A 22,859-nucleotide genomic window follows, 5' to 3' on the forward strand; every position below is an offset into this window, starting at 1 on the left:
CCGCGCCGACCGCCTCGATCGCCTCCCGCAGGGCCGGCGCCACCTGCTCGTCGTCGGCCAGCCGGGACAGCCGGCGCCGGGACGAGCGGCCGCGTAAGCCCGGATACAGGAACTCGTCCAGCCCGCAGGCGTGCACGACGGTGCCGAGCGCGCGATCGCCGACGCTGGAGATGTTCTCGATCCGGGTGCGCACATAGGCGCAGCGCTCCAGGTCCACCGGCACCAGCCGGGTGCGGGTCCGGCCGCCGTCCCCCCGACGCTCGATCCGGATCACCCCCCGGTCGGCGAGCAGCGTCACGTACTGGTGGAGCGAATCCGGTTCGGTGGGGCGCTCGGCCAGCCACAGGTCCAGCCGCGGCGCGCCGCCCTCGGCGTGCAGGGTGGCCAGCGCCCGGTCGGCCAGCGGGTGGCCGATCGGCCGCGGATTGGCGATCGCGATGCGCCCGTCGGCCACCGAGACCCGGCCGGCCAAGCTCAGATCCAGTGCCTCGGCTCCCCGTAAGGCCGTGCCGAGGTGCTCGGCGGCTTGGACCCGGCCGTCACGCGGATTGATCGCTAGTAGGAGTAGATCGTCCCCGATTGTCACAGGGCCGAGCATAAGGGTACTTACTCGGCGGGTGAAAGGTCCGGGGCGGCGTGAACCCTTACATTCAGTCCTTGACGATCTGCAACAGCGCGCAATAGCCGAGCAGGATCAGCGCCAGGAAACCGAAATACAGTGCCGGCAACGAGGTCATGCCCATATTCGCGGCCAGCATGCTCAATGGCAGCGACAAGCCGACCGCCATTGCCGCACCGGTCGCCAGCAGCACCGGACGGCCGGCGCGGGACGACAGGAATGGGATTCTTCGGGTCCTGATGATGTGGACGGCGAGCAGCTGGGACGACAGGCCCTCGACGAACCAGCCGGTCTGGAACAGCGACACCCGGGAATCCCCGGCCGCCGGCACCCACCACAGAACCGCCCACGTCGCCAGGTCGAACAGCGAGCTCAGCGGCCCCAGGCGCAGGACGAAGCGTCGCAGGCCCCTGCTGTCCCAGCGCCGGGGCTCGGCGAGTTCCTCCTCATCGACGGCGTCCCAGGGCAGCGAGAGCTGCGACAGGTCGTAGAGCAGGTTCTGGACCAGCAGTTGGATCGGCGCCATCGGCAGGAACGGCAGGAACGCCGCCGCGATCGTCACCGACACCACGTTGCCGAAGTTCGAGCTGGTCGCGGCCCGGATGTACTTCAGCGAGTTGGCGAAGGTGCGGCGGCCTTCCTCGACCCCGGCGGCCAGCACCCGCAGATCCTTGTCCAGCAGGATGACGTCCGCGCTCTCGCGCGCCAGGTCGGTGGCGTCCGGGGCGGTCAGGCCGACGTCGGCGGCGTGCAGGGCCGGGGCGTCGTTGACGCCGTCGCCGAGGTAGCCGACGGTGTGGCCGCCGCGGCGCAGGGCCTGGACGATGCGGGCTTTGGCCACGGGGTCGGTCTTGGCGAAGACCGTGGTGCGGGCGGCCAGGCCGGTCAGTCCGGCGTCGTCGAGGGCTGACACAGTCCGGCCGTCGACCACCCGGCCCGGATCCAGGCCTACCTCGCGGCAGACCCGGGCCGCGGCCGGTGCTTCGTCGCCGGTGACGACCTTGACCACGACGCCTCGCGCGGCCAGCTCCGCCAACGCCGCGACGGCCGAGTCCTTGGCCGGGTCGGTGAAGCCCAGCAGGCCCAGCAGGGTGAGGCCGGACTCGTCGGCGACGCCGTAGGGACGCGCGGCGCCGCCGAAGGCGGGGACCGTGCGGGACGCGACCGCCAGCAGCCGCAGACCGGCGTCCCGATCGGCGGTCGCGACCTGGTCGATACGGGCCCTGATTTCGGCGTCCAGCGGGACGACGCGGCCTTCGTCGAGTACTGACGTACAGCACTCCAAAACTTCCTCCACGGAGCCCTTAGTGATGATCACGTGGTCGGGTTCGAACCCGCCGGGTGCGGTGACCACCACGCTCATCCGGCGGCGGCTGAAGTCGAAGGGGATCTCGTCGACCTTCTGCCACTGCGGTCCGGCCAGGTCCGGGTTCAGGTCCGCGTCCGCGTCCGGGTCCGGGTCGGCAGCCGGGCCCAGGCCGAGGGCTTCGGCGTGGGCGACGACGGCCTCGTCGAGGGGGTTGCGCCAGCCGGCCTGCAGGAGGCTGTTGAGGGCGGCGTAGTCCAGCACGGTCTCGTCGCGCCGGCCCCAGGCGTCGGTGTACCGGTCGAGCGTGGGCCGGCCCTCGGTCAGGGTCCCGGTCTTGTCGACGCACAGCACGTCCATCGCGCCGAGGTCCTGGATCGCGGGCAGCCGCTTGACGATCACCCGGCGCCGGGCCAGCGCGAGCGCGCCGCGCGCCAGCGTCGTGGTCACGACCACCGGCAGCATCTCCGGGGTGATGCCGACGGCGACCGCGACCGCGAACAGGAAGGCCCGGTGCCAGCTGCCGGAGGCGATGCCGCTGACCACGAAGACCAGCGGCGCGAGCACCAGCATGAAGCGCAGCAGCATCCAGCTGACCGAGGAGACGCCCCGGTCGAAGGCGGTGGCGGGGCGGCCGCCGTCCAGTTCCCGGCCAAGGCCCGCCAGGTAGGTGCGGCCGCCGGTGGCGATCACGACGGCGGTCGCGGTGCCGGACAGGACGTGGGTGCCGGCCAGGCACAGGGCTGAGTGCTCTGATGGATGGGCGTCGGGCAGACCGCTGTCCGTCCCCAGCCCGGACAACTCCGCGTGCTTACCGACCGGCATCGCCTCACCGGACAGCAGGCTCTGGTCCAGGAACAGGTCCTTGGACCGCAGCAGCCGCAGATCGGCCGGGATCAGGTCGCCGGCGGCCAGCCGCACCACGTCCCCGACCACCAGTTGGTCGAACGGCAGCTCCCGCGCCATCGGCGCGCTGTCGTCGTCGGCCCGCCGCACGACCGTGGCCGTGGTCAGCACCAACGCCCGGAGCGCGTCGACCGTGCGCCGCGACCGCCGTTCCTGCCAGTACCGCATCCCGGCCGCGATCACGATCATCGCGGTGATCGCCAGCACCCCGCCGACGTCCCCGCTGAGCGCGAGCACCACGTCCAGGACCGTCAGCACCAGCAGGAACGGCGCCCGGAACGCGGCGGCGAAGGCGTGCGCGGGGAATCCGTCCGGCCGCCGGGCGATCTCGTTCTCGCCGTCGCGCTCTAAGCGCGCGGCCGCCTCGGCCTCGGTCAGGCCGCGCAGTCCGCTGTCCAGGCCGCGCAGCACTTGCAGGACCGGCTGTCCGCCGCACGCCGTCAACTCGGCGGTGCGGTCCGTCAGAGCGGCGGTCGGGATGGCAGCGCGGAACGGGGACAGCAGCGTCATGGCGGTTCGTTTTCGGTCGTGCGGCGGCGGACCGCGCGCTGTACTAGGCCGTGTTCGCTGGCCTCCCGATCACCGGGAACGCCTGCTCGGCCTGTTCGGCGTGGTGGTCCAGCATCTGCCGGACGATCGCGACGACGTGCGGGTCGTCGACGACGTAGACCTGGCGCCGGCCCTCACGGCGGGAGCTGACCAGACCGGCCAGCTTCAGCTTGGCCAGGTGCTGGCTGACCGCCGCCACGTTGCCGCCGGTCGCCTCGGCCAGCGCGGTCACGTCCTGCTCGGCCCGGGCCAGCAGCCACACGATGTGCAGCCGGGTGGTGGCCGCCAGCATGCCGAAGGTGGCAGCCGCGTCCTGCAGGAGCCGTGGGCTGGGCGCCCCGTCATCCGGAACGGCGTCGTCCTCGGTGCGGGACTCCTGTCTGCGGCGCATGTCACCTCCTCGTTTCGTCCGGGTCGGGGCCCGGTTCACCAGGAGTCCATTGTGCCCGACGGCCGCGGGCCCACTCAAACACTTGCGCAATCGCTTGATTATTCGCCCGACCAGTTCGCCGCGCAGCTGGCCCGCGGCCCACTACCCCGCCGCCTGGAATACGATCACGGAACCATGGACACCTTCGCCGACGTACCCACCACCACCCTGGCCGACGTGCTCAGCCGCGAGAACATCATGGATCTCGGGATCCGGCCGCTGACCACGACCTCCCCGCGGCTGGCGGGACCGGCGTTCACCGTCCGGTGCCCGCCCGGGGACAACCTCATGGTCCACGCGGCCATCTACCGGGCCGGGCCGGGCTCGGTCATCGTCGTGGACACCGGCGGCGACGTCGACTTCGCGGTCGCCGGCGGCAACGTGATGGCGGTGGCGCAACGGCACGGCGTGGCCGGCCTGGTCGTGGACGGTGTGATCCGGGACCTGGCCGAGGCCCGCGACGCCGGCTTCCCGGTCTACGCCCGCGGCAACGTCCCCATCCCCGGCGCCAAGAAGGCGATCGGCGCGCACAACGTGCCGGTGCGCTGCGGCGGCGTGACAGTGCAGGCCGGCGACATCGTGGTCGCCGACGAGGAGGGCATCGTGGTGGTGCCGGCGGCGCGCCGCGACGAGGTGTTCACGGCCGCGCGCGCCAAGCTGGCCAAGGACGAGGCCGAGACCCTGCAGGAGTGGGAGCGCGCGCACCGGGCCCGGATCGACAAGGCGCTCGCCGAGCTCGGCTTCGAGGGCTGAGGCGGGAAGCCGCAAGCGCCAGGAAGCCGCAAGAGTCGGCGAGCGGCAAGGGCCGGGAAGCCCGCAAGAGCCGGCAAGCAGCAAGAGCCGGGAAGCCGCAAAAATCGAGAAGCAGCAAAAGTACGGCCCGAGAGCTGTTCAGCTCCCGGGCCGTTTTCCCCACAGCTCAATCGTCCGAATCCGTCTTCGGCGCGTGCGTCAGCGCCTCGACCTCCGGATCGTCCTTGTGCCAGTGCACCGTGTGGATCCCCGGCTCCAGCGACAGCCGGGCCACCAACTGCTCCAGCCGGCTGGTCGCCTCGCCGTCGAGCAGCAGATGCGCGGTCAGGCTCGTGGCGTCCTGGGTGTCGGCGCGGGTGGTGTCCAGGCCGCGCAGGTAGACGTCGCCGCCGGTGGTGTCAGCCACCAGCAGGGCCCTGATGTGCGACTCGGACTTGGGCCGGCAGGTCAGGTGCAGGCGGTAGGGCTGAAGGTCCTCGTCCTCCTCGGCCGGGTTGTCCCGGTCGAACAACCGGCCGGCCGGGCGGCCGAAGAGGTGGACCAGCAGCACCGTGACGGTGCCGATCATCGCGAAGGCCAGGTGGCCGGAGGCCGCCATGACGCCGACCGCCGCCGAGCACCACAGGGTCGCGGCGGTGTTCAGGCCGCGGACGTTGAACCCGTCGCGCAGGATCACGCCGCCGCCGAGGAAGCCGATGCCGGAGACCACGTAGGCGGCGACCTGCGTGCTGTTCTCCGAGCCGTTGACGTCCGAGTACAGCACGAACAGGGTCGCGCCCACCGCCACCAGCGCGTTGGTCCGCAGGCCGGCCATCCGGGCCCGCATCTGCCGCTCCACGCCGATCGCGGCGCCGCAGCCCAGTCCGACCGCCAGCCGCGCGATGAACTCCCAAGTGGTCAGGTTCTGCATGTTCGCCTCCTTATGGCGCGAAGGACAGCTCTATCAGGATTCGTCGGCCGCTCGATGACGGCCGGGCAAACGACGCGCCCCCGGCTTCGGTCGGTCCGCCGGGCGCGTGGGTGACGGCCGGCGTCACGGGAGGGGTCAGTGCCCGAGCATCATCTCGACCAGCTTCCACACGCACATCACCATCGACACCAGCAGGTACAGCCGCAGCGCACCCATGGAGTAGCGGCGGGTCCTGGAGAACTTCAGCTGACCCAGCTGCGCCAGCGGCGGCATCCGCCACTCGTCCCGGCCGGAGCGGTCGATGAACTCGGCGACGAAGTCCGGGGTGCGGCGGGCCCGCAGGGCCTTGACTCCCAGGAACCCGGCGGCGGCCAGAGCGCCGACCGCGCAGCCGACCAGGATCTGGTCGATCTGCCCGGTGCTGATGGCCGGCCAGATCACCGAGGCGGTCAGCACCATCGACAGCGCGATCAGGACGCCGATCACCGCCGAGGTGAACAACGTGGTCTTCTTGCTGTTGACCCAGGGCCCGAGCACTTCCTTGTCGACGCACAGCAGCAGCAGGAACACGGTGGCCGAGGGCAGCAGCACGCCGGCCAGCGCCTGCACGCCGGTGGTCAGCACGCCGAGCACGTGGTCCGAGGCGGTCAGCACGATCGTCGCGGCCAGCGCGATGACTCCGGCGTAGACGGCGTAGAAGCCCTTGGCCTGCTTCACGCCCCGGTGCAGCGAGTGGTTGATCTTGAAGACGTCGCCGATGGCGTAGGCGGTGGACAGCGACACCGCGAACGCGCCGATGATCGAGGCGTCCAGCAGCGCCACTGCGAACATGTCGCCCAGCGCCCGGCCGCCGTAGTTCTGAAGCGCCGTCGCCAGCGAGCCGGCGTTGGTGAAGTCCGGGGCGCCCTTGGCGGCGAAGGCCACCGCGCCCAGCCCCATGATCGCCGCCCCGCCGATCACCACGACCACGATGCCGATCCACAGGTCGGCCTTCTCGTACTTCATGAAGCGCGGGGTGATCCGCTTGTCGATGACGTAGCTCTGCTGGAAGAACAGCTGCCAGGGCGCGACGGTGGTGCCGACGATCCCGATGATCAGCAGCATCAGCGGCGCCATGCCGCCGGCGCCGCCGGGGAACGAGGGCCGGACGAAGTCGTGCGCCATGCCGCCGACCGCCGGGTGCGCCATCAGCGAGATCGGGATCAGCAGCAGCGAGCCGACGCAGAACACCAGCGCCAGCCGCTCGAACCGGCGGAAGGAGCCGGTCGAGGCCGCGGCGACGATCACCAGCGCGGCCAGGACCACCGACGGCACCTTGGGCAGGCCCAGGTAGCCGGTCGCCAAGGTGATGCCGATGAACTCGGTCACGAGGGTCAGGGCGTTGAGCAGGAACAGGTCGATGACGGAGAACGCGCCCCAGAACTTGCCGAAGCGCTCGAAGATCAGCCGGGCGTGGCCGACCCCGGTAACCGCGCCGAGGCGCAGCACCATCTCCTGGTTGACGTAAAGAACGGGGACCAGCAGCAGGAGCGTCCACAGCAGCTTGGTGCCGTAGTCGTGGCCGGCCTGGCCGTAGGTGGCGAAGGCGCCGGCGTCGTTGTCGCCGATCATCACGATCAGCCCGGGGCCGACGATCGCCAGCAGCGTCTTCAGCTTCGCCGACAGGCCGCGGCGGGCGTCGTGGTCGCCCAGCTGGATGGTGCCGAAAGCGCCCTTGATGTCGCCGACGTGCGCGTCGTCGAGGACTGCGGTGGTCGGGTGGTCGAGCAGTGCGGTGGTCATATGGTTCACCCCTCCCGGCCCGCTTGGCGGGCATGCAGGAGACGGCAGCAGACGTCGAGCCCCCGGCGGGGGCCGTTACGGGAAAAGAGTCAGGGCTGCTGCGCGTCGGTCGGATCGAAGAGCAACGTGGAGCACGGTCGGCCAGCCGCGATCGGCTGCCGTGTAGTGCTACTACTCGGACTATCCACGCCACTCACCTCCACCCGACAGGGCCGCAGGAATCCACCTGCACCGCAATCCTCACGGGAGTACACACGCTGGAACGCGTGCTGAGTCCAACTGAAAAGCTGGAGCACTCCCTCTCGTAAGAGCTTTGGCACTGCCCGGCGTAGCCCGACCGATTGGCCGGTAGCCACTTCGAGTCACCCCTTAAGCCGAGGAGACCTGTCCTGACCTTGGGCGTCTCTCGACGTCGTGAGATCAGTGGCTTGTGTCCGGTGCAGACGCCTCACCTAACGAGGTGCCTTCTTGACGGGAGTCAGGCTATCCGATCATTGCTCATTTGCCTAATCGAGCGAATGATCAGGGGTGCGGCGGCGCCTCGGCCGCCCCGGGCGCGACCCTGGCGGGTGAAGTGGCGGCCGGTACGCGCGGCGCGCTGGGTCCGGGCCCCGGTCAAGGGCGGGCCGCGCCGGGCGGACCGCTGACCGGCTGCACCGTCGCGAACGTCTCGACCACCAGCCGCAGCGTCGTCAGGACCGCCGCGCCGTCGCCGCGGGCGGGCGGCGGTTCGAGGGCGTCCAGCGGGATCGCCCGGCCGGCGTGCACGATCAGCGCCTCGGCGGCGTCGGGCCAGAAGCCGAAGCCGGTGTGCGTCGTCTCCTCGGTCCTGGAGTCGCGGTGCGAGTAGGCGCTGCTGATGCGGCCCGGCTCCGGCTTGCGGATCATCCCGGCCGCGTCGGCCCGCTCGACCAGCGTCGATCCGCCGGCGGACCAGTGATCTCCGGCGGCGTGCGACTCAGCCCACTGATCCGCCTCCGGGGCCAGCTCGAAGTGCCAGCCGTGGGTCCGCTCCTGGAACTCGCGCTCGGCGACGTGCCGGAGGCGCGCGCTCTCGGCGTAGAAGGCGTCCAGCTGCTCCTTGTCCATCGCTCGATAGTAGGCAACCGCCGCCAGTCGGCAGGCGCCGCAGTCGGCAACCACCGCATTGGGCAGACGCCGCAGTGGGCAAGCGCCACAGCAGGCGACCGCCGCCCGTTCGCCCGCGCCGGAGTGCCGACTCCGGATCTTCGTCTTACGGTCGGAACGTGGATCTCCCGGTCATGCCGCCGGTGCGGCCGATGCTGGCCACCGCTGTGCGGGACGTGCCGCGCGGCGCGGGCCTGGCCTACGAACCGAAGTGGGACGGGTTCCGCTGCGTCGTCTTCCGCGACGGCGCCGAGGTGGAGCTGGGCTCGCGCAACGACCGGCCGCTGACGAGGTACTTCCCGGAGCTGGTGGACCTGCTGCTGGCCGCGTTGCCGCCGCGGTGCGTGGTGGACGGCGAGATCGTCGTGGTCACCGGCGCCGGCCTGGACTTCGACACGCTCCAGAACCGGCTGCACCCGGCCGCCTCCCGGGTCCGGAAGCTGGCGGCCGAGACCCCGGCCAGCTTCGTCGCCTTCGACCTGCTGGCGCTCGGCGACCGGGACCTGACCGGCGAGCCGTTCAGCGAGCGCCGCCGGTTGCTGGCCGGTGCGCTGAACGCCGGCAGCGAGCGGATCATCCTCACCCCGCTGACCGAGGATCCGGACGTGGCGCAGGACTGGTTCACCCGGTTCGAGGGCGCGGGCTTCGACGGCGTGATGGCCAAGCCCTTGGACCTGCCCTACGAGCAGAACAAGCGGGTCATGCTCAAGGTGAAGCACGAGCGCACCGCGGACTGCGTCGTGGCGGGCTTCCGCCGGCACAAGGACGGCGAGGGCGTCGGTTCCCTGCTGCTCGGCCTGTTCGACGACGAGGGCGTCCTGCACCACGTCGGCGTGGCCAGCAGCTTCACCGCGGCCCGGCGCCGGGAGCTGGTCGGCGAGCTGGCGCCGCTTCGGGAGAACGCCCTCGACGGGCATCCCTGGCGCGACTGGGCCGAGGCGCAGGAGCAGGCCGGCCAGCGGATGCCCGGCGCGCGCAGCCGGTGGGCCGCCGACAAGGACCTGTCCTGGGAGCCGCTGCGGCCGGAGCTGGTCGCCGAGGTCCGGTACGAGCACCTGTTGTCCGGCCGGTTCCGGCACGGCGGCCGCCTGGTCCGCTTCCGGCCGGACCGGACGCCGGAGTCGTGCACCTACGCCCAGCTCGAACAGGTGCCGCCGGCCGAGCTGGCCGAGGTGTTCGGTGCGGAGGGGGAGAAATGACCGAGGAGACCATCCTCGACATCGACGACACCGAGGTCGCGCTGTCCCACCCGGACAAGGTCTACTTCAGCAAGCGCGGCGAGACCAAGATGGATCTCGTCCGCTACTACCTGGCGGTCGCCGGGCCGATCATGAACACCCTGAAGGACCGTCCGCTGCTGATGGAGCGCTATCCGAACGGCGCGGGCGGCAAGTCCTGGTTCCAGAAGCGGGTGCCGAAGACAGCGCCGCCGTGGCTGACCACCATGGAGGTGTCGACGCCGAACGGCACCACCAGCGACGCGCTGGTCGCCGCGAACATGGCGCACATCGTGTGGGGCGTGAACCTGGGCTGCCTGGGCTTCCACGTCTGGCCGATCCGCGCCGCGAACCCTGACATCACCGATGAGCTGCGCATCGACTTGGACCCCTCCCCCGGCGTCGGCTACCCGGAGGTCCGGCACGCCGCGGTGCTGACCCGGGAGCTGTTGGCCGAGCTGGGCATCGAGGCTTACGTGAAGACCTCCGGATCCCGGGGGCTGCACATCTATGTCAGCCTCCTGCATCGCTGGGACGGCTACGAGGTCCGGGCGTCCGCGGTCGCGTTGGCCCGGGAGATGGAACGCCGGTATCCGGAGCAGATCACTGCGCAATGGTGGAAGGAGGAGCGGGGTGCACGGGTGTTTGTGGACTTCAATCAGAACGCGCCGCACAAGACGGTGTTCGGGGCGTGGTGCGTCCGGCCGCGAGTCGGTGCGCAGGTGTCCACGCCGATCTTCTGGGACGAGCTGATGACGGTCGTCCCCGACGAGCTGACGATCGCCACGGTCCCGGCCCGGGTCGCCGAGCGCGGGGATCCGTGGGCGGAGTACAACGCGCGGCCGCAGTCGCTGGAGCCGCTGCTGGAGATGTCGCGCCGGGACATGGCGAACGGGCTGATGGACGCGCCGTGGCCGCCGGTGTATCCGAAGCAGCCGAACGAGCCGCCGCGGGTGGCGCCGAGCCGGGCCAAACATCAGGATGCGGATCCGGGCACGGATCCGGACTAGGGCATGGATCCGGACCGGGACGCGGATCCGCACCGGGACGCGGATCAGGACACGGATCCGGCTGGCACTTCGTGACTATTTCCCAGCGTTCTCAACGGTTTCAGCTTCTGTCTCGACCAACTCGACGCGCACGCCGAGCAGCCGCACCGGCCGGTCCAGCTCCAGCAGCGTGAACACCTCCAGCGCGGCGCGTTCGATCGCCTCGGCGTCGGCGGTGGGCGTCGGCAACGTGATGCTCCGGGTCTTCGTCAGGAACGGCGCGTATCTGATCTTCAGCCCGACGCGCGCCGCCGGCCGGCCCTCGTCGGCGACGTCGCGGGCCACGTGCCGGGCCAGCAGCCGCACCTGCTCGGCCAGTTCGGCCGGGTCGGAGATGTTCTGCTGGAAGGTGGTCTCGCGGCTGCGGCCCTTGGCCACGTGCGGCGTGCCGGTCACCTCGGCGTCCCCGGCGCCCTGGGCCAGCAGCCAGAAGTAGGGGCCCATCTTCGGCCCGAACCGGTCGGCCAGTACGGCGCGGTCGGCCCGACCCAGGTCGGCGACGGTGTGCAGGCCCAGTTCAGCGAGCTTCTTGGCGGTGCGCGAGCCGATGCCCCACAGCGCTTCGGTCGGTCGGGCGGCCATCACGGCGGCCCAGTTCTCGTGGGTGAGCCGGTAGACGCCGGCCGGTTTGGCGAACCCGGTCGCGGTCTTGGCCCGCAGCTTGTTGTCGCCGATGCCGACGGAGCAGGACAGGCCGGTCTCGCCGAGGACGGCTTCGCGGACGTCGGTGGCCAGCGCCTCGGGGTCGTCGGTGCGGGCGCCGAGGAACGCCTCGTCCCAGCCCATCACCTCGACCACGACCGGGAACTCCCGCAGCGTGGTCATCACGCGCTCGGACGCCCTTTCGTACGCGGCGCGATCGGCGGGCAGGAAGACGCAGTCCGGGCACTTCTTGGCGGCGGTTCGCATCGGCATCCCGGAGTGGACGCCGAACTCGCGCGCCTCGTACGAAGCGGTCGCGACCACGCCCCGGCGCGTCGGATCGCCCTGACCGCCGACCACGACCGGCCGGCCCCGCAGCTCCGGCCGCCGCGCCACCTCGACAGCCGCGATGAACTGGTCGAGGTCGACGTGCAGCACCCAGTCCGTGCTGGACACGGGTCCAGTATGCCCAGGCCCAGGCGGGGTCGCCTGTCGGAGGCGGCCGTCTGCGGCACGCCGCCCGAGCAGCACGCCTCGCAGGCAGCACCACACCGCCCGAGAGCACGTCTCGCGGGCTGAATGCCTCCCGAGCAGCACGCCTCGCAGGCAGCACCACACCGCCGGAGAGCACGTCTCGCGGGCTGCATGCCTCCCGAGCAGCACGCCTCGTGGGCGGCCCGCCTGCCCGGCGACCGGGTCTGCGATCGCCCGAGCGAAGCTCTCCCCATCAGATCGCCCGGATCGCCCGGATCGCCGCCGCGCCGGGAAAACCGCCGCCCGTGGGTGCCGCCCGGCAAGATGCCGCCCGATCCGCATCAGGATCCTTCGTCGCGATCAGAAGGCGGTGCCCATGAAGTTCGAGGCCGAGCGAGACATCTTCGCCGAGGCGGTCGCGTGGACCGCGCGATCCCTGCCGGGCCGCCCCGCCGCGCCCGTGCTCGCCGGCCTGCTCTTCGAGGCCTCGGACCCGGGCTCGGTCAGCGTGTCCGGGTTCGACTACGACACCTGCGCGCAGGCCGGGATCGCCGCCGAGGTCGGCGAGCCCGGGCGCCTGCTGGTCCACGGCAAGCTGCTCGCCGACATCGCCAAGTCGTTGCCGAACCGGCCGGTGCGGATCGCCTCTGAGGGTTCGAAGGTCCTGCTGTCCTGCGGCTCCTCCCAGTTCGCGTTGCAGACCCTGCCCGTCGCCGACTACCCCGAGCTGCCGGGCATGCCCAGCGCCACCGGCACCGTGGCCGGTTCGGACCTGGCCGCCGCCGTCGCGCAGGTGGCCGTCGCGGCCGCGCGGGACGACACCGTCCCGATGCTCACCGGGATCCGGATCGAGATCGACGGCGACACCCTCACCCTGGTGTCCACCGACCGCTTCCGGCTGGCGTACCGCGAACTCTCCTGGCAGCCCGGCGAACCCGGACAAGCCGCGACCGCGCTCCTGCCCGCCAAAGTCATGGCCGCCGCCGCCCGCGCGCTGGCCGGACGCGACCGGGTCACGCTGGCGCTGGACGGCGGGCAGAGCGGCGCGGGCCTGATCGGCTTCGCCTCGGAGGACCACCCCAGGGGCTCGCGGCGGATGACCTCGCGCCTGCTGTCCGGCGAGTTCGTGAAGTACCGCTCCTTGTTCGCGTCCGTTTACGCCACCACCGCGACCGTCGAGACCGCCCCGTTCCTGGCCGCCGCCAAGCGCGTGTCGCTGGTGGCCGAACGTACTTCGCCGATCCGCCTGGCCTTCACCGAAGGCGCGGTCTCCTTGAAGGCCGGCGCCGGGGACGAAGCGCAGGCCTCTGAGTCTGTCGAAGCCGTGCTGGCCGGCGAGGACACCACCGCCTCGTTCAACCCCGCCTTCCTGCTCGACGGGCTCCAGGTGATCGACACGCCGTACGCGCAACTGTCGTTCACCGCCCCCGGCAAGCCGACCGTCCTCATGCCTCGCCAGTCCCTCGACGTCCCGGCCCGCGACGACTTCCGCTACCTGATGCTCCCGCTGAAGGCACCGCACGCGTCCGGCACCGGGCCCGCATGAGATATTCAAGACCTGACCCGATTAGCCGGAAGCGAGGTCCACGATGGTCGCTGAACTCACAGCGGACGGGGCGACGACACGCGAGCTGGAACGCATGATGGCGGAGTTCCCAGACCTGCCGGTCGAGGCCGTCATCAAGCAGGACATCCTGCGGCAGGGCCTGGCGTTCAGCCCGGACGCGCTGCGGGTGGCCAGCGGGTACAAGCCCAAGGACTACTTCATCTTCACCTTCGACCTGGTGCCGGTCGCGGAGATGGCCGAGCACGCGCAGTTCCGGGCCCCGGAGGAGATCCGGATGACCGGCGGGCCCTACGACCTGCGGCGCACCGTGGTGTCCACGCGGGTCGCGCCGGACAGCCCGTACGTCGTGGAGTTGCGTGACGGCAAGCTCGCGCTCAACTGCGAGGGCGTGTACCTGTCCGACCTGGAGTTCCCGCCGATCCCGGCCTACTACGAGCACTCCCTGTCCTCCGGCAAGAAGATCAGCCAGATCGCCCCGGCGATCGAGTGGGGCTACCTGGTGTACCTCACGGTCTACCGGCTGTGCCAGTACTGGGGCCGGGACGAGGAGTGCCGCTTCTGCGACCTCAACGAGAACTTCCGGCAGCAGCGGGCGGCCGGCCGGGAGTACACGGCGGTCAAGGAGATCGACGACATCGTCGAGGCGATGACGCTGATCAACCAGTACGACACCGTCACCAAGGCCTACACCGTCACCGGCGGCTCGATCACCAAGAAGCTGGACGGCATGCGCGAGGGCGAGTTCTACGCGCGCTTCGCCGAGGCCATCGAGTCCCGGTTCGCCGGCCGCTGGATCCCCAAGGCCGTGGTGCAGGCGCTGCCGGTGGACGAGGTCCAGATGCTCTTCGACGCCGGGTACCGGGTCTACCACCCGAACTACGAGGTGTGGGACAAGGACCTGTTCAGCTGGATCTGCCCGGGTAAGGACCGCTATGTCGGCCACGACGAGTGGATGAAGCGGATCCTGGACTCCGCCGAGATCTTCGGCCCGACCAACGTCATCCCGAACTTCGTCGGCGGCGTGGAGATGGCCGAGCCGCACGGGTTCACCGACGTCGACCAGGCGATCGCCTCCACGACCGAGGGCCTGGACTTCTTCATGAGCCACGGCGTGATGCCCCGGTTCACCACCTGGTGCCCGGAGCCGACCAGCAACCTGGGCCGGCAGAAGGGCCCGTCGCTGGAGTACTTCGTGAAGCTGCTGCGCGCCTGGCGCGACACCTTCGAGAAGTACAACCTGCCGGTACCGCCCGGCTACGGCCGTCCCGGCGCCGGTAACGCCGAGTTCTCGGTGAGCGCGTTCATGGACGTCATCCGGACGCATTGACCGCATTGAGGTTCGCCAGGTTCCGGCGGCGGCGACCCATCCGCCGCCGGACCCTTCGATGGTTGACAAATCGAACAAAGAAACAGCCCTGAAGCCCGGCCGAAAGGCTTGACAGTGTAGTTTGGCCGCTACCGCCTTCGTGCGGGACAGCCGAAAGCACTTGGGGAGATGACAGAATGACGGGGCGGCGAATAACGACGTTGCGGACTGCGGCCTGCGGCCTGACGGCGGCGGCCCTGCTGGCCACCAGCGCGTGCGGCGGCAGCAGCGGTAAGTCGAAGGCGTCGGCCGACGCCAAGGGCGGGGCGGGCGGCGCGACCACCAGTTCCTCGCCCGCGGCCACGCCGCAGAGCGTGGCGCAGGCGTTCCTGGCGGCCTGGTCCAGCGGCGACTACGCCGGGGCCGGTGCGCTCACCGACGACAGCACGAACGCCACGAACCGGTTGAAGGCGATCGCCGGTTCCCTGAACGCCCAGAAGGTCCAGCTGACCCTGGGTTCCCAGGAGAACGTCCAGGCCAGCAGCAGCGGGTCGACGCCGTCCGGGTCCACCTCGGGCTCCTCGACCTCCGGCTCGGCCGCCACCCCGTCCGGCGGTTCGTCCTCCGGCGCGGGGCCGCTGGCCCGCTTCGGCTTCAACGTGAACGACACCTTCGCCGGCAACCTGGTCTGGGCCTACCCGTCGTCCCTGGACGTGGTCCAGGGCCCGTCCGACACCCCGGTCGTGCACTGGTCCTCCTCGGTCATCAACCCGCAACTCGGCGGCACCGCGCTGCTGAAGGCGGTGGCACCGAAGCAGACCGTCACGGACAGCACCGGCAACCCGATCGACCTCACCGCCCACCCGACGCTGGCCCCGGCGATGAACACGCTGGCCAACCACGCCCCGGTCTCGGCCAACCCGACGCAGCTGACCATCCAGTTCGTCGACCCCAAGACCAACAACCAGATCCCGAACTCGCAGGACTGGCCGCTGGGCACGTCCAACGGGACCACCCCCATCCTCAAGACGACGATCGACCCCAAGGTCCAGTCGGCGCTGGAGACCGCGCTGAAGAACTGGAAGAACTCCGGCGTCGTCGCGCTCCAGCCGTCCACCGGCGACATCCTGGGCATGGCCAGCAACGACCCGGGCTTCACGGCCCTGGAGTACCAGGGCACCCGGGCGCCGGGCTCCACGTTCAAGGTGGTCACCACCGCGCTGGCGCTCACCCAGGGCCTGAAGACCACCGACACGGTGAACTGTAGCCCCAACGCCACCGTCGAGGGCCAGACGATCAACAACGACGCCAGCCTGCGGGGCGGTCTGTCGCCCGCCACCCTCAAGGACGCCTTCCTGGTCTCCTGCAACACCGCATACGTGCACCTGGCGCTGGACGGCAAGCTCGGCAGCGACTACAGCGCGCTGACCAACGAGGCCAAGACCTACTTCGGCATGAACCAGAAGTGGGACCTGGGCATGGGCCCGGCCACCTACGGCACGCCCGGCGACCAGCAGGTCCCGCCGGCCGACGGCCAGGGCCTGTTCGCCCGCGAGGCCTTCGGCCAGGGCAAGATCACGATGTCCCCACTGACCATGGCCTCGGTCGCCGCCACGGTGTCCACCGGCACGTTCAAGCAGCCGATCCTGGTCCCCGGCACACCGCAGATCCCCGCCACCCCGCTCCCGCCGGCGGTGGACAGCCAGCTCGTCTCCCTGATGCAGGGCGTGGTCAACTCCCCGGAGGGCACCGCTTCCACGGTCTTCCCGCACAACATGGGCATCGGCGCCAAGACCGGCTCCGCCGAGGCCTCCGACACCCCCACCACCGACAGCTGGATGATCGTCTTCGACAAGACGCACGACATCGCCTTCTGCGCGCTGGTCCTCAACGGCGGCATGGGCTACCAGGCGGCGGGCCCGGTCATCAAGTCGGCGCTGAGCTCGCTGGGCTACATCTAACACCGGCCGGATCCGGGACACCGGGTCACGTCCCGCACGATCGGGTCCCGCCGCCGACGAGGGTTGTCGGCGGCGGGACTTTGGGTTTCGGGACACGGGACTCAGGGCTCAGGGCTCAGGGCTCAGGGCCAGGGCCCAGGACACGGTGTTCCGGTCGCAGGGCCTTGCGTTTAAGATCGCAGGGCTTTGTGTCACGAGTCGCCGAACTCTGCGTCGCGAGATTCTGTGGTGCGGTCGCGGGATTCCGCGCCTCAGCGGAAAGCCGCGATGTTCCGCCCGGCCCACTGCGCGAAGGACCGCGGAGCCCGGCCCAGCACCCGCTCCACATCCGGGCTGATCTGCACCTCCTCCGCATTCGGCGCGCTGATGATGTCCAGCGTGTCGTCGGCGAGTTCGCCCGGAATCCCCTGCTGCTCCATCCCCGCCTTCGCCTCCGCGCGCGTCAGCTCGTGAAAGCGGACCGGCGACCCCAGTGCCGCGGCGATGTCCGCGCTCTGCCCGCGCGGCGTGATCACCGCCGGGCCGGTGAGCGTGTAGACGCCGCCCAGGAACCGTTCGTCCGTCAGGGTCGCCGCCGCCACCTCGCCGATGTCCGCCGGGTCGATGACCGGCACGCCGGTGTCGCCGAACGGGGCCGCGACCAGCTGCCGGGTGCGGACGGACTCGGCCCACCACAGCGCGTTGGAGGCGAAGCCGCCCGGCCGCAGGATCGCCCACTCCATGCCGGACTCCCGCACCGTGTCCTCCAGCTCGCGCATCATGATCCGGGTCGCGCCGAACGGCCGCGTCGACACCCCTTGCGTCGACAGCAGAACGATGCGGCGCACCCCGGCGGCCGCGGCCGCACCGACGATGGCGGCCGGGTCCGCGTCGGCCGCGTGCAGACCGCCGGACAGCAGCAGGAACAACGCCTTCGCGCCGTCCAGCACCGGCTCCAGGCCGGCCGGGTCGGCCAGGTCGGCGACCACGTGCCGCACCCCCTGCGGCACCGCGGCGGTGTGCCGCGAGACCGCCGTGACCTGCTGCCCCGCCGCGGCGAGCGCCTGCGTCAACGGCCGGCCGATGTTTCCGGTAGCACCGGTCACCACAATCATGAACTGCTCCTTCGTGCCAACGTTGTTGCGTGCTGACGACGTTAGGAGACTGGGCTAACCCTTGGTAAGGACATACCTCGGGGTAAGCTCCTCCCATGACAGGAGGCACACAGCTCACCGACCCCGTGACCGCACCCCGGTATGACGTGTTTCACACCGACTGCCCCGCGCGCGATGTGGTCGACCACGTCACCAGCCGCTGGGGAATCTGGGTCCTGATCTCGTTGCGGCAGGGCGATCTCCGCTTCTACGAGCTCCGCGACCGGATCCAGGGCGTCAGCGAGAAGATGCTCTCCCAGTCGCTGCGGGCGCTGGTCGAGGACGGACTGGTCTGGCGCAAGGTCGAGCCGACAACCCCGCCCCGGGTGACCTACGGGCTCACCGATTTCGGGCGGGAACTCGGCGAGCCGCTGGAGGAATTGTTCGGCCGGATCACCCGACGGCTGACGCCGCCGCAGTAACAGGGTTCTGAGTCAGATTCTCAGTCGACACTATCGACGCCAGGCGGTCAGGCGGCAGGGGACGCCGACGTAGGTGACGTGATCCGCACTGGCGCCGGCCCGTTCCCAGCCGCCTTCGAGGATCTCGAAGAACCGGTCGTCGGCAGTACAGCCACCGGCCTCCTGGCCCGCGTAGATCAGCAGATCGCCGCGATAGGCGGTGAGTGCGCGAGCCGCCCAGGCGTCGTTGTTGTTGGGCCAGCACAGGAACAGTGCCCGGTCGCTGTGATGGGCCGCGACGCTGTCGTCACCGGGCTCGACTGCGGTGTAGGCGCGGTTCGCATACCCGTTGAGCTCCGACGCCGCGAACGGATCGTAGGCGAGCGTGTCGATACCCGCGGCGCGCATCAGAGCGGCCCAGTAGCCGCCACCGGCGCCGATCTCGACGACCCCGCGCCCGCCGGCCGTCGCCGCGATCCACGCGATGTCCCCCGGACTGGGGATCGACCAGCTGTACCGGCGGGACAGCCCGTCCCGGTCCAGACCGGCGGCCCGCACCCGGTCCCGGATCTCGGCGTCGGCATGCAGCCACATGGTCGTCGGACCGGCGCTGCCGTCCCAGATCTGCGTCGGCAGGTTCCGGATGACCTGCCAGTACGGGTTGCCGATGGTGTCGGTCTGGTCATCACTTGTTCGGTCATCGCGGCTTCCCCCGTGTTGCGTTCCCAGAGAAAACCTACCTGTTCACCGTCCACGGGAACGGCTCGCGGTCCGGCTCCACCCAACCAGCACGGGCCCCGGCGGACGCGAGCAGCGCCGAGGAGTAGAAGCGGGACAGCAATCGCTTGTCCAGCAAGGCCGGATTCGACGCGGCGAAGTCGTCGAAGACGTCGAAGCCGTCGAAGCCGTCGGCCCGATGCTCAGCGGCGTGGTACCCGACCACCTCGACCCACGCCCGGCTGACGGTGGCGTGGTACTTCTGCGGCGCTCCGGCGTACCGCGCGGTCTCCTGTATCCCGTCGCTCACCACAGTGATCGCCTCGGCGGTACCGAAACGCCGGACCGCCAACCACGTCACGTGGACGTGCTGCCGGTGTCCGAAGCGCTCGGAGCCGGCCATGACTTCGTCGTACAACGCCTGGAAGCTCATCTCGACTCCTCGGTCAGTGCCCGCAGCACCTCGTGGAACGCGGCGACCTTCTCAGTGCCCAGCGATGCCAGCGCGCGCCGCTCGAACGTGTCGATCGTCTGCCGGATCGCGTCCGCGGCCGTCCGCCCGGACGGTGTCAGCTCGATCAGCACCGAGCGCCGGTCGCCCGCGAGCGTCCCGCGGGTGATGTGCCCGCGCCGCTCCAGCCGGTCCAGGACCCCGGTCAGCGTGGTCGGCTTGGTCCCGATCGCGGCGCCGAGTTCGGAGACGGTGCGGCCGCGGCCGTCGGCGAGGTTCGCCAGCGCGTTGACCTCCGACGGCGTGAGGTCCAGGTCGACCAGTTCTGTGGCCAGCGTGTGCAGTGTGGCGTGCGTGGCGCGCTGGAGGGCGAGAAGGGCTGATTCCTCGGGTGATACGGATCCGGTCTTCACGGAATCGGATAATACTGTTCCGTAGTAATCCAGGCAACAATCACACCGGCGAACCGGAGCTGCGCGGCCTAGGATTCGAGGTGATCGAGCTGGCGGGGCACGACCATATCTGGGCGTTGGCACAGTCTGATGCGGTGTCGCCGCAGCTAAGGGAAGTACTGGCGGGGAGCAAGTAGTGAATGCTGTGGAAGACAACCAGATCGAATCGGCTACCGGGGCGCTGCACCGGCTGACACGCCTGACCCCTGATTGGGAGTGGAACAAGCGCGCGGACGACCCGCGGATCCGGCACGACATCGAATCCAACGACGAGAAGCGGCGCACACCGCCGGTGAAGTCGTACCCGGACACACTGCCCCGGACCGCGCTGCCCCGGGATCTGCCGGTAGGGCGCAAGTCGGCGCTCGCGGTGCTCGGCGGGACGACGTCAGCCGGGGCCGAGTCGGCGTCGGACGGCGAGGGTGGCAGCGCGCCGCTGGACTTGGCCGCGCTGAGCCGGGTGCTGTTCCTGTCGGCGGGCGTCGTGCGCAGCCGGCGGGAAGACTTCGGAACCGTGCTCTTCCGCGCCGCGGGTTCGGCCGGCAACCGCTTCCCGCTCGAACTGTACGTCGCGATCCCCGAGCTCCCGGGCTCCGACCTGCCTGCCGGCGTGCATTGGTACGACCCGGTGGACCACGCCCTCGTGCGCATCGGACCGCCGCCCGCCGACTCCGACTCCGGCACCGGCACCGGATCTGACTCGGGCACCAGCACCAGCTCCGACTCAGACTCAGATTCCGGCGCGCCGACGATCATCGTGACCGGCGTCCCCTGGCGCACCGGCTGGCGCTACGCCGAGCGCGGTTTCCGGCACATCTACTGGGACTGCGGCACCATGCTCTCGCAGCTCCTCGCGCTCGCCGACTCCGGCGGCCGCGCTCCGCGCCTGTTCACCCGGTTCCCCGATACGGCGGTATCAGAGCTCGTAGGAGCCGACGGCGTCCACGAGTGGCCGATCGCCCTGGTGACCCTCGGCGCCGGAGCGCCGTCGATCACGGCGGCCGAACCGGCGGTCGCCGGGGTCACCGACCCGGAGCCCGCCGAGTTCCCGCTCGTCACCGCCGCGCAGCACGCCGGCGACCTGGAGCAGCTCGGCGAGCCCTGGAACTTCGACACCCCCACGGTGCCGACCGAGGACTCCCCGACGCTCGACGCGGTCATCGTCAAGCGCGGATCCCAGCGCCGCATGGACCCGAGCCTCGGCCTGTCGCTGGAGACCCTGCGCACCTGCATGAGCGTCGCGCTGCGCGGGATCGACGTCCCGCACTGGATCGCCGTCCACGACGTGACCGGCCTGCCGTCTGGGCTGTATCGCTGGCCGGAGCTGGGAAATCCGGTCCGTCCGGAACACCAGGACGCGATGCGCGCCGAGCTCCACCGCGTCTGCCTGGGCCAGGCCCTGGGCCGCGACGCCGCGTTCGTCGTCATCGCCGGCACCGACGTCGCCAAGCTGTCGGACCGCGAGTACCGCGAAGCCCAACTCGCCGCGGGCATCGTCGAGGGCCGGCTGCACCTGGCCGCCTACGCTCAGGACGCCAGCGCGACCGGCATGACGTTCCTGGACACCGAGATCCCGGCGCTGCTCGGCGATCCCGAGGCCCCGGATGCCCTGCTGTTCACCTGCGTCGGGGTGCCCGGCAACACCTCCAAGCCGGCCGGTCGGCCCGGGGCACCGACAGCGGTCCGCAAGGTGACTCCCCGGGATTAGGCCGCGAAGGAGACGAGGCGCGCTACGCGGCGAAGAACGCCTTCGTCGCGTGCGCCAACGCGATCTGCTCCTGCGGGTACGAACCTTCAGATCTGCTCGACATGCTCGACGTTCGCCTGATCCACCGGATCGGCGCTCGGCTCGCCGGCGAACCACGCGTCCAGCATCTCGACCAGCAGCGGCTGGGAGGTGAGGCGCAGGCTGAGGGCCAGCGCGTTGGCATCGGCCCACTTTCGCGCGCCGTCGGCCATCACAGCGTCCGTACACAGTGCGGCCCGCACGCCGGCCACCTTGTTCGCCGCGATCGACGCCCCGGCGCCGGTCCAGCACGCCACCACCGCCTGATCAGCACGCCCCTGGGCAACGGCCCGCGCCGCCGCCTCCGAGCACCACGCCCAATCCGCGCGCTCGCCCGGGACCAGCGCACCGAAGAGCTGCACCGTGTGCCCGCGCCGTTCCAACTCCGGCCCGATCTCCGCCGCCACCCCGGCCACCTCATCCGCCGACACCGCGATGCGCATGGTCCCGCTCCGTCCTGTTTCGATCTAGGTGTCCATTGCACCACGCGCCGCGCCCAGGACGCAGTCGCCACACAGCGCGCCATCGCGGTCGGGAGCCGCGCGGTAGATGAGGCAGCAGCTGCGCCGGCGGAACTTGCCGTCGGGCTCGAAGGCGCCGGAGCCGGCGAGGTAGGGGCTGGACAGCAGATCGCGCATCAGGGCACTGACCTCGGGACGCGCCGCGGAGAGGATCTTGCCCGCGCCGACCAGAGCGGAGGCCACGTTGCCGCGCACGATGCGCTCGCTGAGGCCGAAGCCAGCGATCGCCATACCGAACTCGCCGACCACGCCGCCCAGCACGCCATCGGAAAACGTGGCGCCGGAGTCGAGCGCGGCCTCGCGCAGCGACAGCGGGAAGAGGCTGCCGAGTGTCGGCTGCCACCAGAGATCTGCCGCCCGAACACGGCCGCACCGCTGATGAAGCACCGCCAGCGCGAGCAAAGGCGAGACCACCCGCGCCACCAGCCCCAGATGCACGACCGACGCCGCGACCCGCAGCTCCACCCCCGCCGCCTTCTGCCCAGTCCCGGCAGCCAAGAAGGCACGAACCCCCGCAACCCGCTCCGCCAGCGCATCAGGATGGTCGACCAGCTCGCGCATCGGCCGCCACGGCGCCGCAGCCGAGACCGAAGACACCGATACTTCCGACGCGCCGCCGCCCGCAAGCCCAGCCTGATCACCACCAACAAGCTCCAGCGCCGCAGCCGAGCCCGGGCCCGTTTGTGGTTCCGCCGCGCCGCCACCGACCCCGCCGTGAAACTCCACCCCGAAATAAGGCCCCAGCGCGGCGAGCTCTTCGCTCACTCGCGCCGGGGCCGTCAAGCTGTCGTCGGCAGCC

21 protein-coding genes and 1 riboswitch are annotated in these 22,859 nt (G+C 70.7%); of the genes, 8 read left to right on the forward strand and 13 right to left on the reverse strand.

Going from position 1 to position 22,859, the window contains the following annotated elements; genetic code table 11:
• The 3 genes from IZR01_RS15185 to IZR01_RS15195 form a co-directional block, all read right to left on the reverse strand.
• Nucleotides 1-586: GOLPH3/VPS74 family protein (locus IZR01_RS15185; RefSeq protein ID WP_194924236.1), on the reverse strand; the 586-nt coding region annotated here is incomplete at its 3' end.
• A 64-nt stretch (nucleotides 587-650) separates the two neighbouring features.
• Nucleotides 651-3,341: a magnesium-translocating P-type ATPase gene (mgtA, locus tag IZR01_RS15190; protein WP_194924237.1), complete on the reverse strand. Its 2,691-nt coding sequence runs from the start codon at nucleotides 3,339-3,341 to the stop codon at nucleotides 651-653.
• A gap of 43 nt (nucleotides 3,342-3,384) precedes the next feature.
• Nucleotides 3,385-3,771 carry an ArsR/SmtB family transcription factor gene (locus IZR01_RS15195; RefSeq protein WP_194893048.1) on the reverse strand — a complete coding sequence of 129 codons (387 nt, stop codon included), beginning with the start codon at nucleotides 3,769-3,771 and terminating at the stop codon, nucleotides 3,385-3,387.
• Between the two features lie 174 nt (nucleotides 3,772-3,945).
• On the opposite strand from IZR01_RS15195, the gene IZR01_RS15200 reads away from it, so the two are divergent.
• On the forward strand, nucleotides 3,946-4,563 hold the full coding sequence (locus tag IZR01_RS15200; RefSeq protein ID WP_194924238.1) for an RraA family protein: 618 nt from the start codon (nucleotides 3,946-3,948) through the stop codon (nucleotides 4,561-4,563).
• Between the two features lie 166 nt (nucleotides 4,564-4,729).
• Here IZR01_RS15200 and IZR01_RS15205 read toward each other — a convergent pair whose 3' ends face one another.
• The 3 genes from IZR01_RS15205 to IZR01_RS15215 all read right to left on the reverse strand — a co-directional run bounded on the left by IZR01_RS15205 (nucleotide 4,730) and on the right by IZR01_RS15215 (nucleotide 8,344).
• Nucleotides 4,730-5,473 carry an MgtC/SapB family protein gene (locus IZR01_RS15205; protein ID WP_194893046.1) on the reverse strand — a complete coding sequence of 248 codons (744 nt, stop codon included), beginning with the start codon at nucleotides 5,471-5,473 and terminating at the stop codon, nucleotides 4,730-4,732.
• Nucleotides 5,474-5,608: 135 nt separating this feature from the next.
• Nucleotides 5,609-7,255: an NRAMP family divalent metal transporter gene (locus IZR01_RS15210; RefSeq protein WP_194924239.1), complete on the reverse strand. Its 1,647-nt coding sequence runs from the start codon at nucleotides 7,253-7,255 to the stop codon at nucleotides 5,609-5,611.
• Between the two features lie 289 nt (nucleotides 7,256-7,544).
• A riboswitch (M-box (ykoK) riboswitch) is annotated at nucleotides 7,545-7,722 on the reverse strand.
• 148 nt (nucleotides 7,723-7,870) lie between these two features.
• Nucleotides 7,871-8,344, reverse strand: a complete 474-nt coding sequence (locus tag IZR01_RS15215; RefSeq protein ID WP_194893044.1) for a hypothetical protein — start codon at nucleotides 8,342-8,344, stop codon at nucleotides 7,871-7,873.
• 158 nt (nucleotides 8,345-8,502) lie between these two features.
• Between IZR01_RS15215 and IZR01_RS15220 the strand changes: the two genes are divergently transcribed.
• Both IZR01_RS15220 and ligD read left to right on the forward strand, forming a co-directional pair.
• Nucleotides 8,503-9,582, forward strand: a complete 1,080-nt coding sequence (locus tag IZR01_RS15220; protein ID WP_194893043.1) for an ATP-dependent DNA ligase — start codon at nucleotides 8,503-8,505, stop codon at nucleotides 9,580-9,582.
• Nucleotides 9,579-10,610 carry a non-homologous end-joining DNA ligase gene (gene ligD / locus IZR01_RS15225; RefSeq protein WP_194924240.1) on the forward strand — a complete coding sequence of 344 codons (1,032 nt, stop codon included), beginning with the start codon at nucleotides 9,579-9,581 and terminating at the stop codon, nucleotides 10,608-10,610. The genes IZR01_RS15220 and ligD overlap by 4 nt, the downstream gene beginning before the upstream one ends.
• A 75-nt stretch (nucleotides 10,611-10,685) precedes the next feature.
• Here ligD and IZR01_RS15230 read toward each other — a convergent pair whose 3' ends face one another.
• The gene (locus IZR01_RS15230) at nucleotides 10,686-11,747 is read right to left on the reverse strand and encodes a DNA polymerase IV (protein WP_194893041.1); all 1,062 of its coding nucleotides are present in this window, start codon (nucleotides 11,745-11,747) and stop codon (nucleotides 10,686-10,688) included.
• Nucleotides 11,748-12,141: 394 nt separating this feature from the next.
• Here IZR01_RS15230 and dnaN point away from each other — a divergent pair, with 394 nt between their 5' ends.
• From dnaN to IZR01_RS15245, 3 genes are all read left to right on the forward strand, one after another.
• The gene (gene dnaN / locus IZR01_RS15235; protein WP_194893040.1) at nucleotides 12,142-13,311 is read left to right on the forward strand and encodes a DNA polymerase III subunit beta; all 1,170 of its coding nucleotides are present in this window, start codon (nucleotides 12,142-12,144) and stop codon (nucleotides 13,309-13,311) included.
• 43 nt (nucleotides 13,312-13,354) lie between these two features.
• On the forward strand, nucleotides 13,355-14,659 hold the full coding sequence (locus IZR01_RS15240; RefSeq protein WP_194893039.1) for a radical SAM protein: 1,305 nt from the start codon (nucleotides 13,355-13,357) through the stop codon (nucleotides 14,657-14,659).
• 176 nt (nucleotides 14,660-14,835) lie between these two features.
• Entirely contained in the window at nucleotides 14,836-16,599 is a 1,764-nt protein-coding gene (locus IZR01_RS15245) for a penicillin-binding transpeptidase domain-containing protein (protein ID WP_194924241.1), read from the forward strand.
• Between the two features lie 251 nt (nucleotides 16,600-16,850).
• Here IZR01_RS15245 and IZR01_RS15250 read toward each other — a convergent pair whose 3' ends face one another.
• Nucleotides 16,851-17,693 (reverse strand): NAD(P)H-binding protein, encoded by an 843-nt coding sequence (locus tag IZR01_RS15250; RefSeq protein WP_194893037.1) that lies wholly within the window; start codon nucleotides 17,691-17,693, stop codon nucleotides 16,851-16,853.
• 95 nt (nucleotides 17,694-17,788) lie between these two features.
• Here IZR01_RS15250 and IZR01_RS15255 point away from each other — a divergent pair, with 95 nt between their 5' ends.
• The gene (locus IZR01_RS15255; protein WP_194893036.1) at nucleotides 17,789-18,154 is read left to right on the forward strand and encodes a winged helix-turn-helix transcriptional regulator; all 366 of its coding nucleotides are present in this window, start codon (nucleotides 17,789-17,791) and stop codon (nucleotides 18,152-18,154) included.
• 30 nt (nucleotides 18,155-18,184) lie between these two features.
• On the opposite strand, the gene IZR01_RS15260 is transcribed toward IZR01_RS15255, so the two are convergent.
• The 3 genes from IZR01_RS15260 to IZR01_RS53250 all read right to left on the reverse strand — a co-directional run bounded on the left by IZR01_RS15260 (nucleotide 18,185) and on the right by IZR01_RS53250 (nucleotide 19,714).
• Complete coding sequence (locus IZR01_RS15260; protein ID WP_194893035.1) at nucleotides 18,185-18,727, reverse strand: hypothetical protein; 543 nt, start codon at nucleotides 18,725-18,727, stop codon at nucleotides 18,185-18,187.
• A 142-nt stretch (nucleotides 18,728-18,869) separates the two neighbouring features.
• Nucleotides 18,870-19,283: a hypothetical protein gene (locus IZR01_RS15265; protein WP_194893034.1), complete on the reverse strand. Its 414-nt coding sequence runs from the start codon at nucleotides 19,281-19,283 to the stop codon at nucleotides 18,870-18,872.
• Nucleotides 19,280-19,714: a MarR family winged helix-turn-helix transcriptional regulator gene (locus IZR01_RS53250; RefSeq protein ID WP_194893033.1), complete on the reverse strand. Its 435-nt coding sequence runs from the start codon at nucleotides 19,712-19,714 to the stop codon at nucleotides 19,280-19,282. The genes IZR01_RS15265 and IZR01_RS53250 overlap by 4 nt, the downstream gene beginning before the upstream one ends.
• Before the next feature lie 175 nt (nucleotides 19,715-19,889).
• On the opposite strand from IZR01_RS53250, the gene IZR01_RS15275 reads away from it, so the two are divergent.
• On the forward strand, nucleotides 19,890-21,461 hold the full coding sequence (locus IZR01_RS15275) for a nitroreductase family protein (protein ID WP_323747013.1): 1,572 nt from the start codon (nucleotides 19,890-19,892) through the stop codon (nucleotides 21,459-21,461).
• Between the two features lie 86 nt (nucleotides 21,462-21,547).
• On the opposite strand, the gene IZR01_RS15280 is transcribed toward IZR01_RS15275, so the two are convergent.
• On the reverse strand, nucleotides 21,548-21,982 hold the full coding sequence (locus IZR01_RS15280; protein WP_194924242.1) for an RpiB/LacA/LacB family sugar-phosphate isomerase: 435 nt from the start codon (nucleotides 21,980-21,982) through the stop codon (nucleotides 21,548-21,550).
• Between the two features lie 24 nt (nucleotides 21,983-22,006).
• Nucleotides 22,007-22,825 carry a (2Fe-2S)-binding protein gene (locus IZR01_RS53255; RefSeq protein WP_194924243.1) on the reverse strand — a complete coding sequence of 273 codons (819 nt, stop codon included), beginning with the start codon at nucleotides 22,823-22,825 and terminating at the stop codon, nucleotides 22,007-22,009.
• Nucleotides 22,826-22,859: the final 34 nt, after the last annotated feature.

Source organism: Catenulispora pinisilvae (assembly GCF_015356865.1).
GTDB classification, from domain to species: Bacteria; Actinomycetota; Actinomycetes; order Streptomycetales; family Catenulisporaceae; genus Catenulispora; species Catenulispora pinisilvae.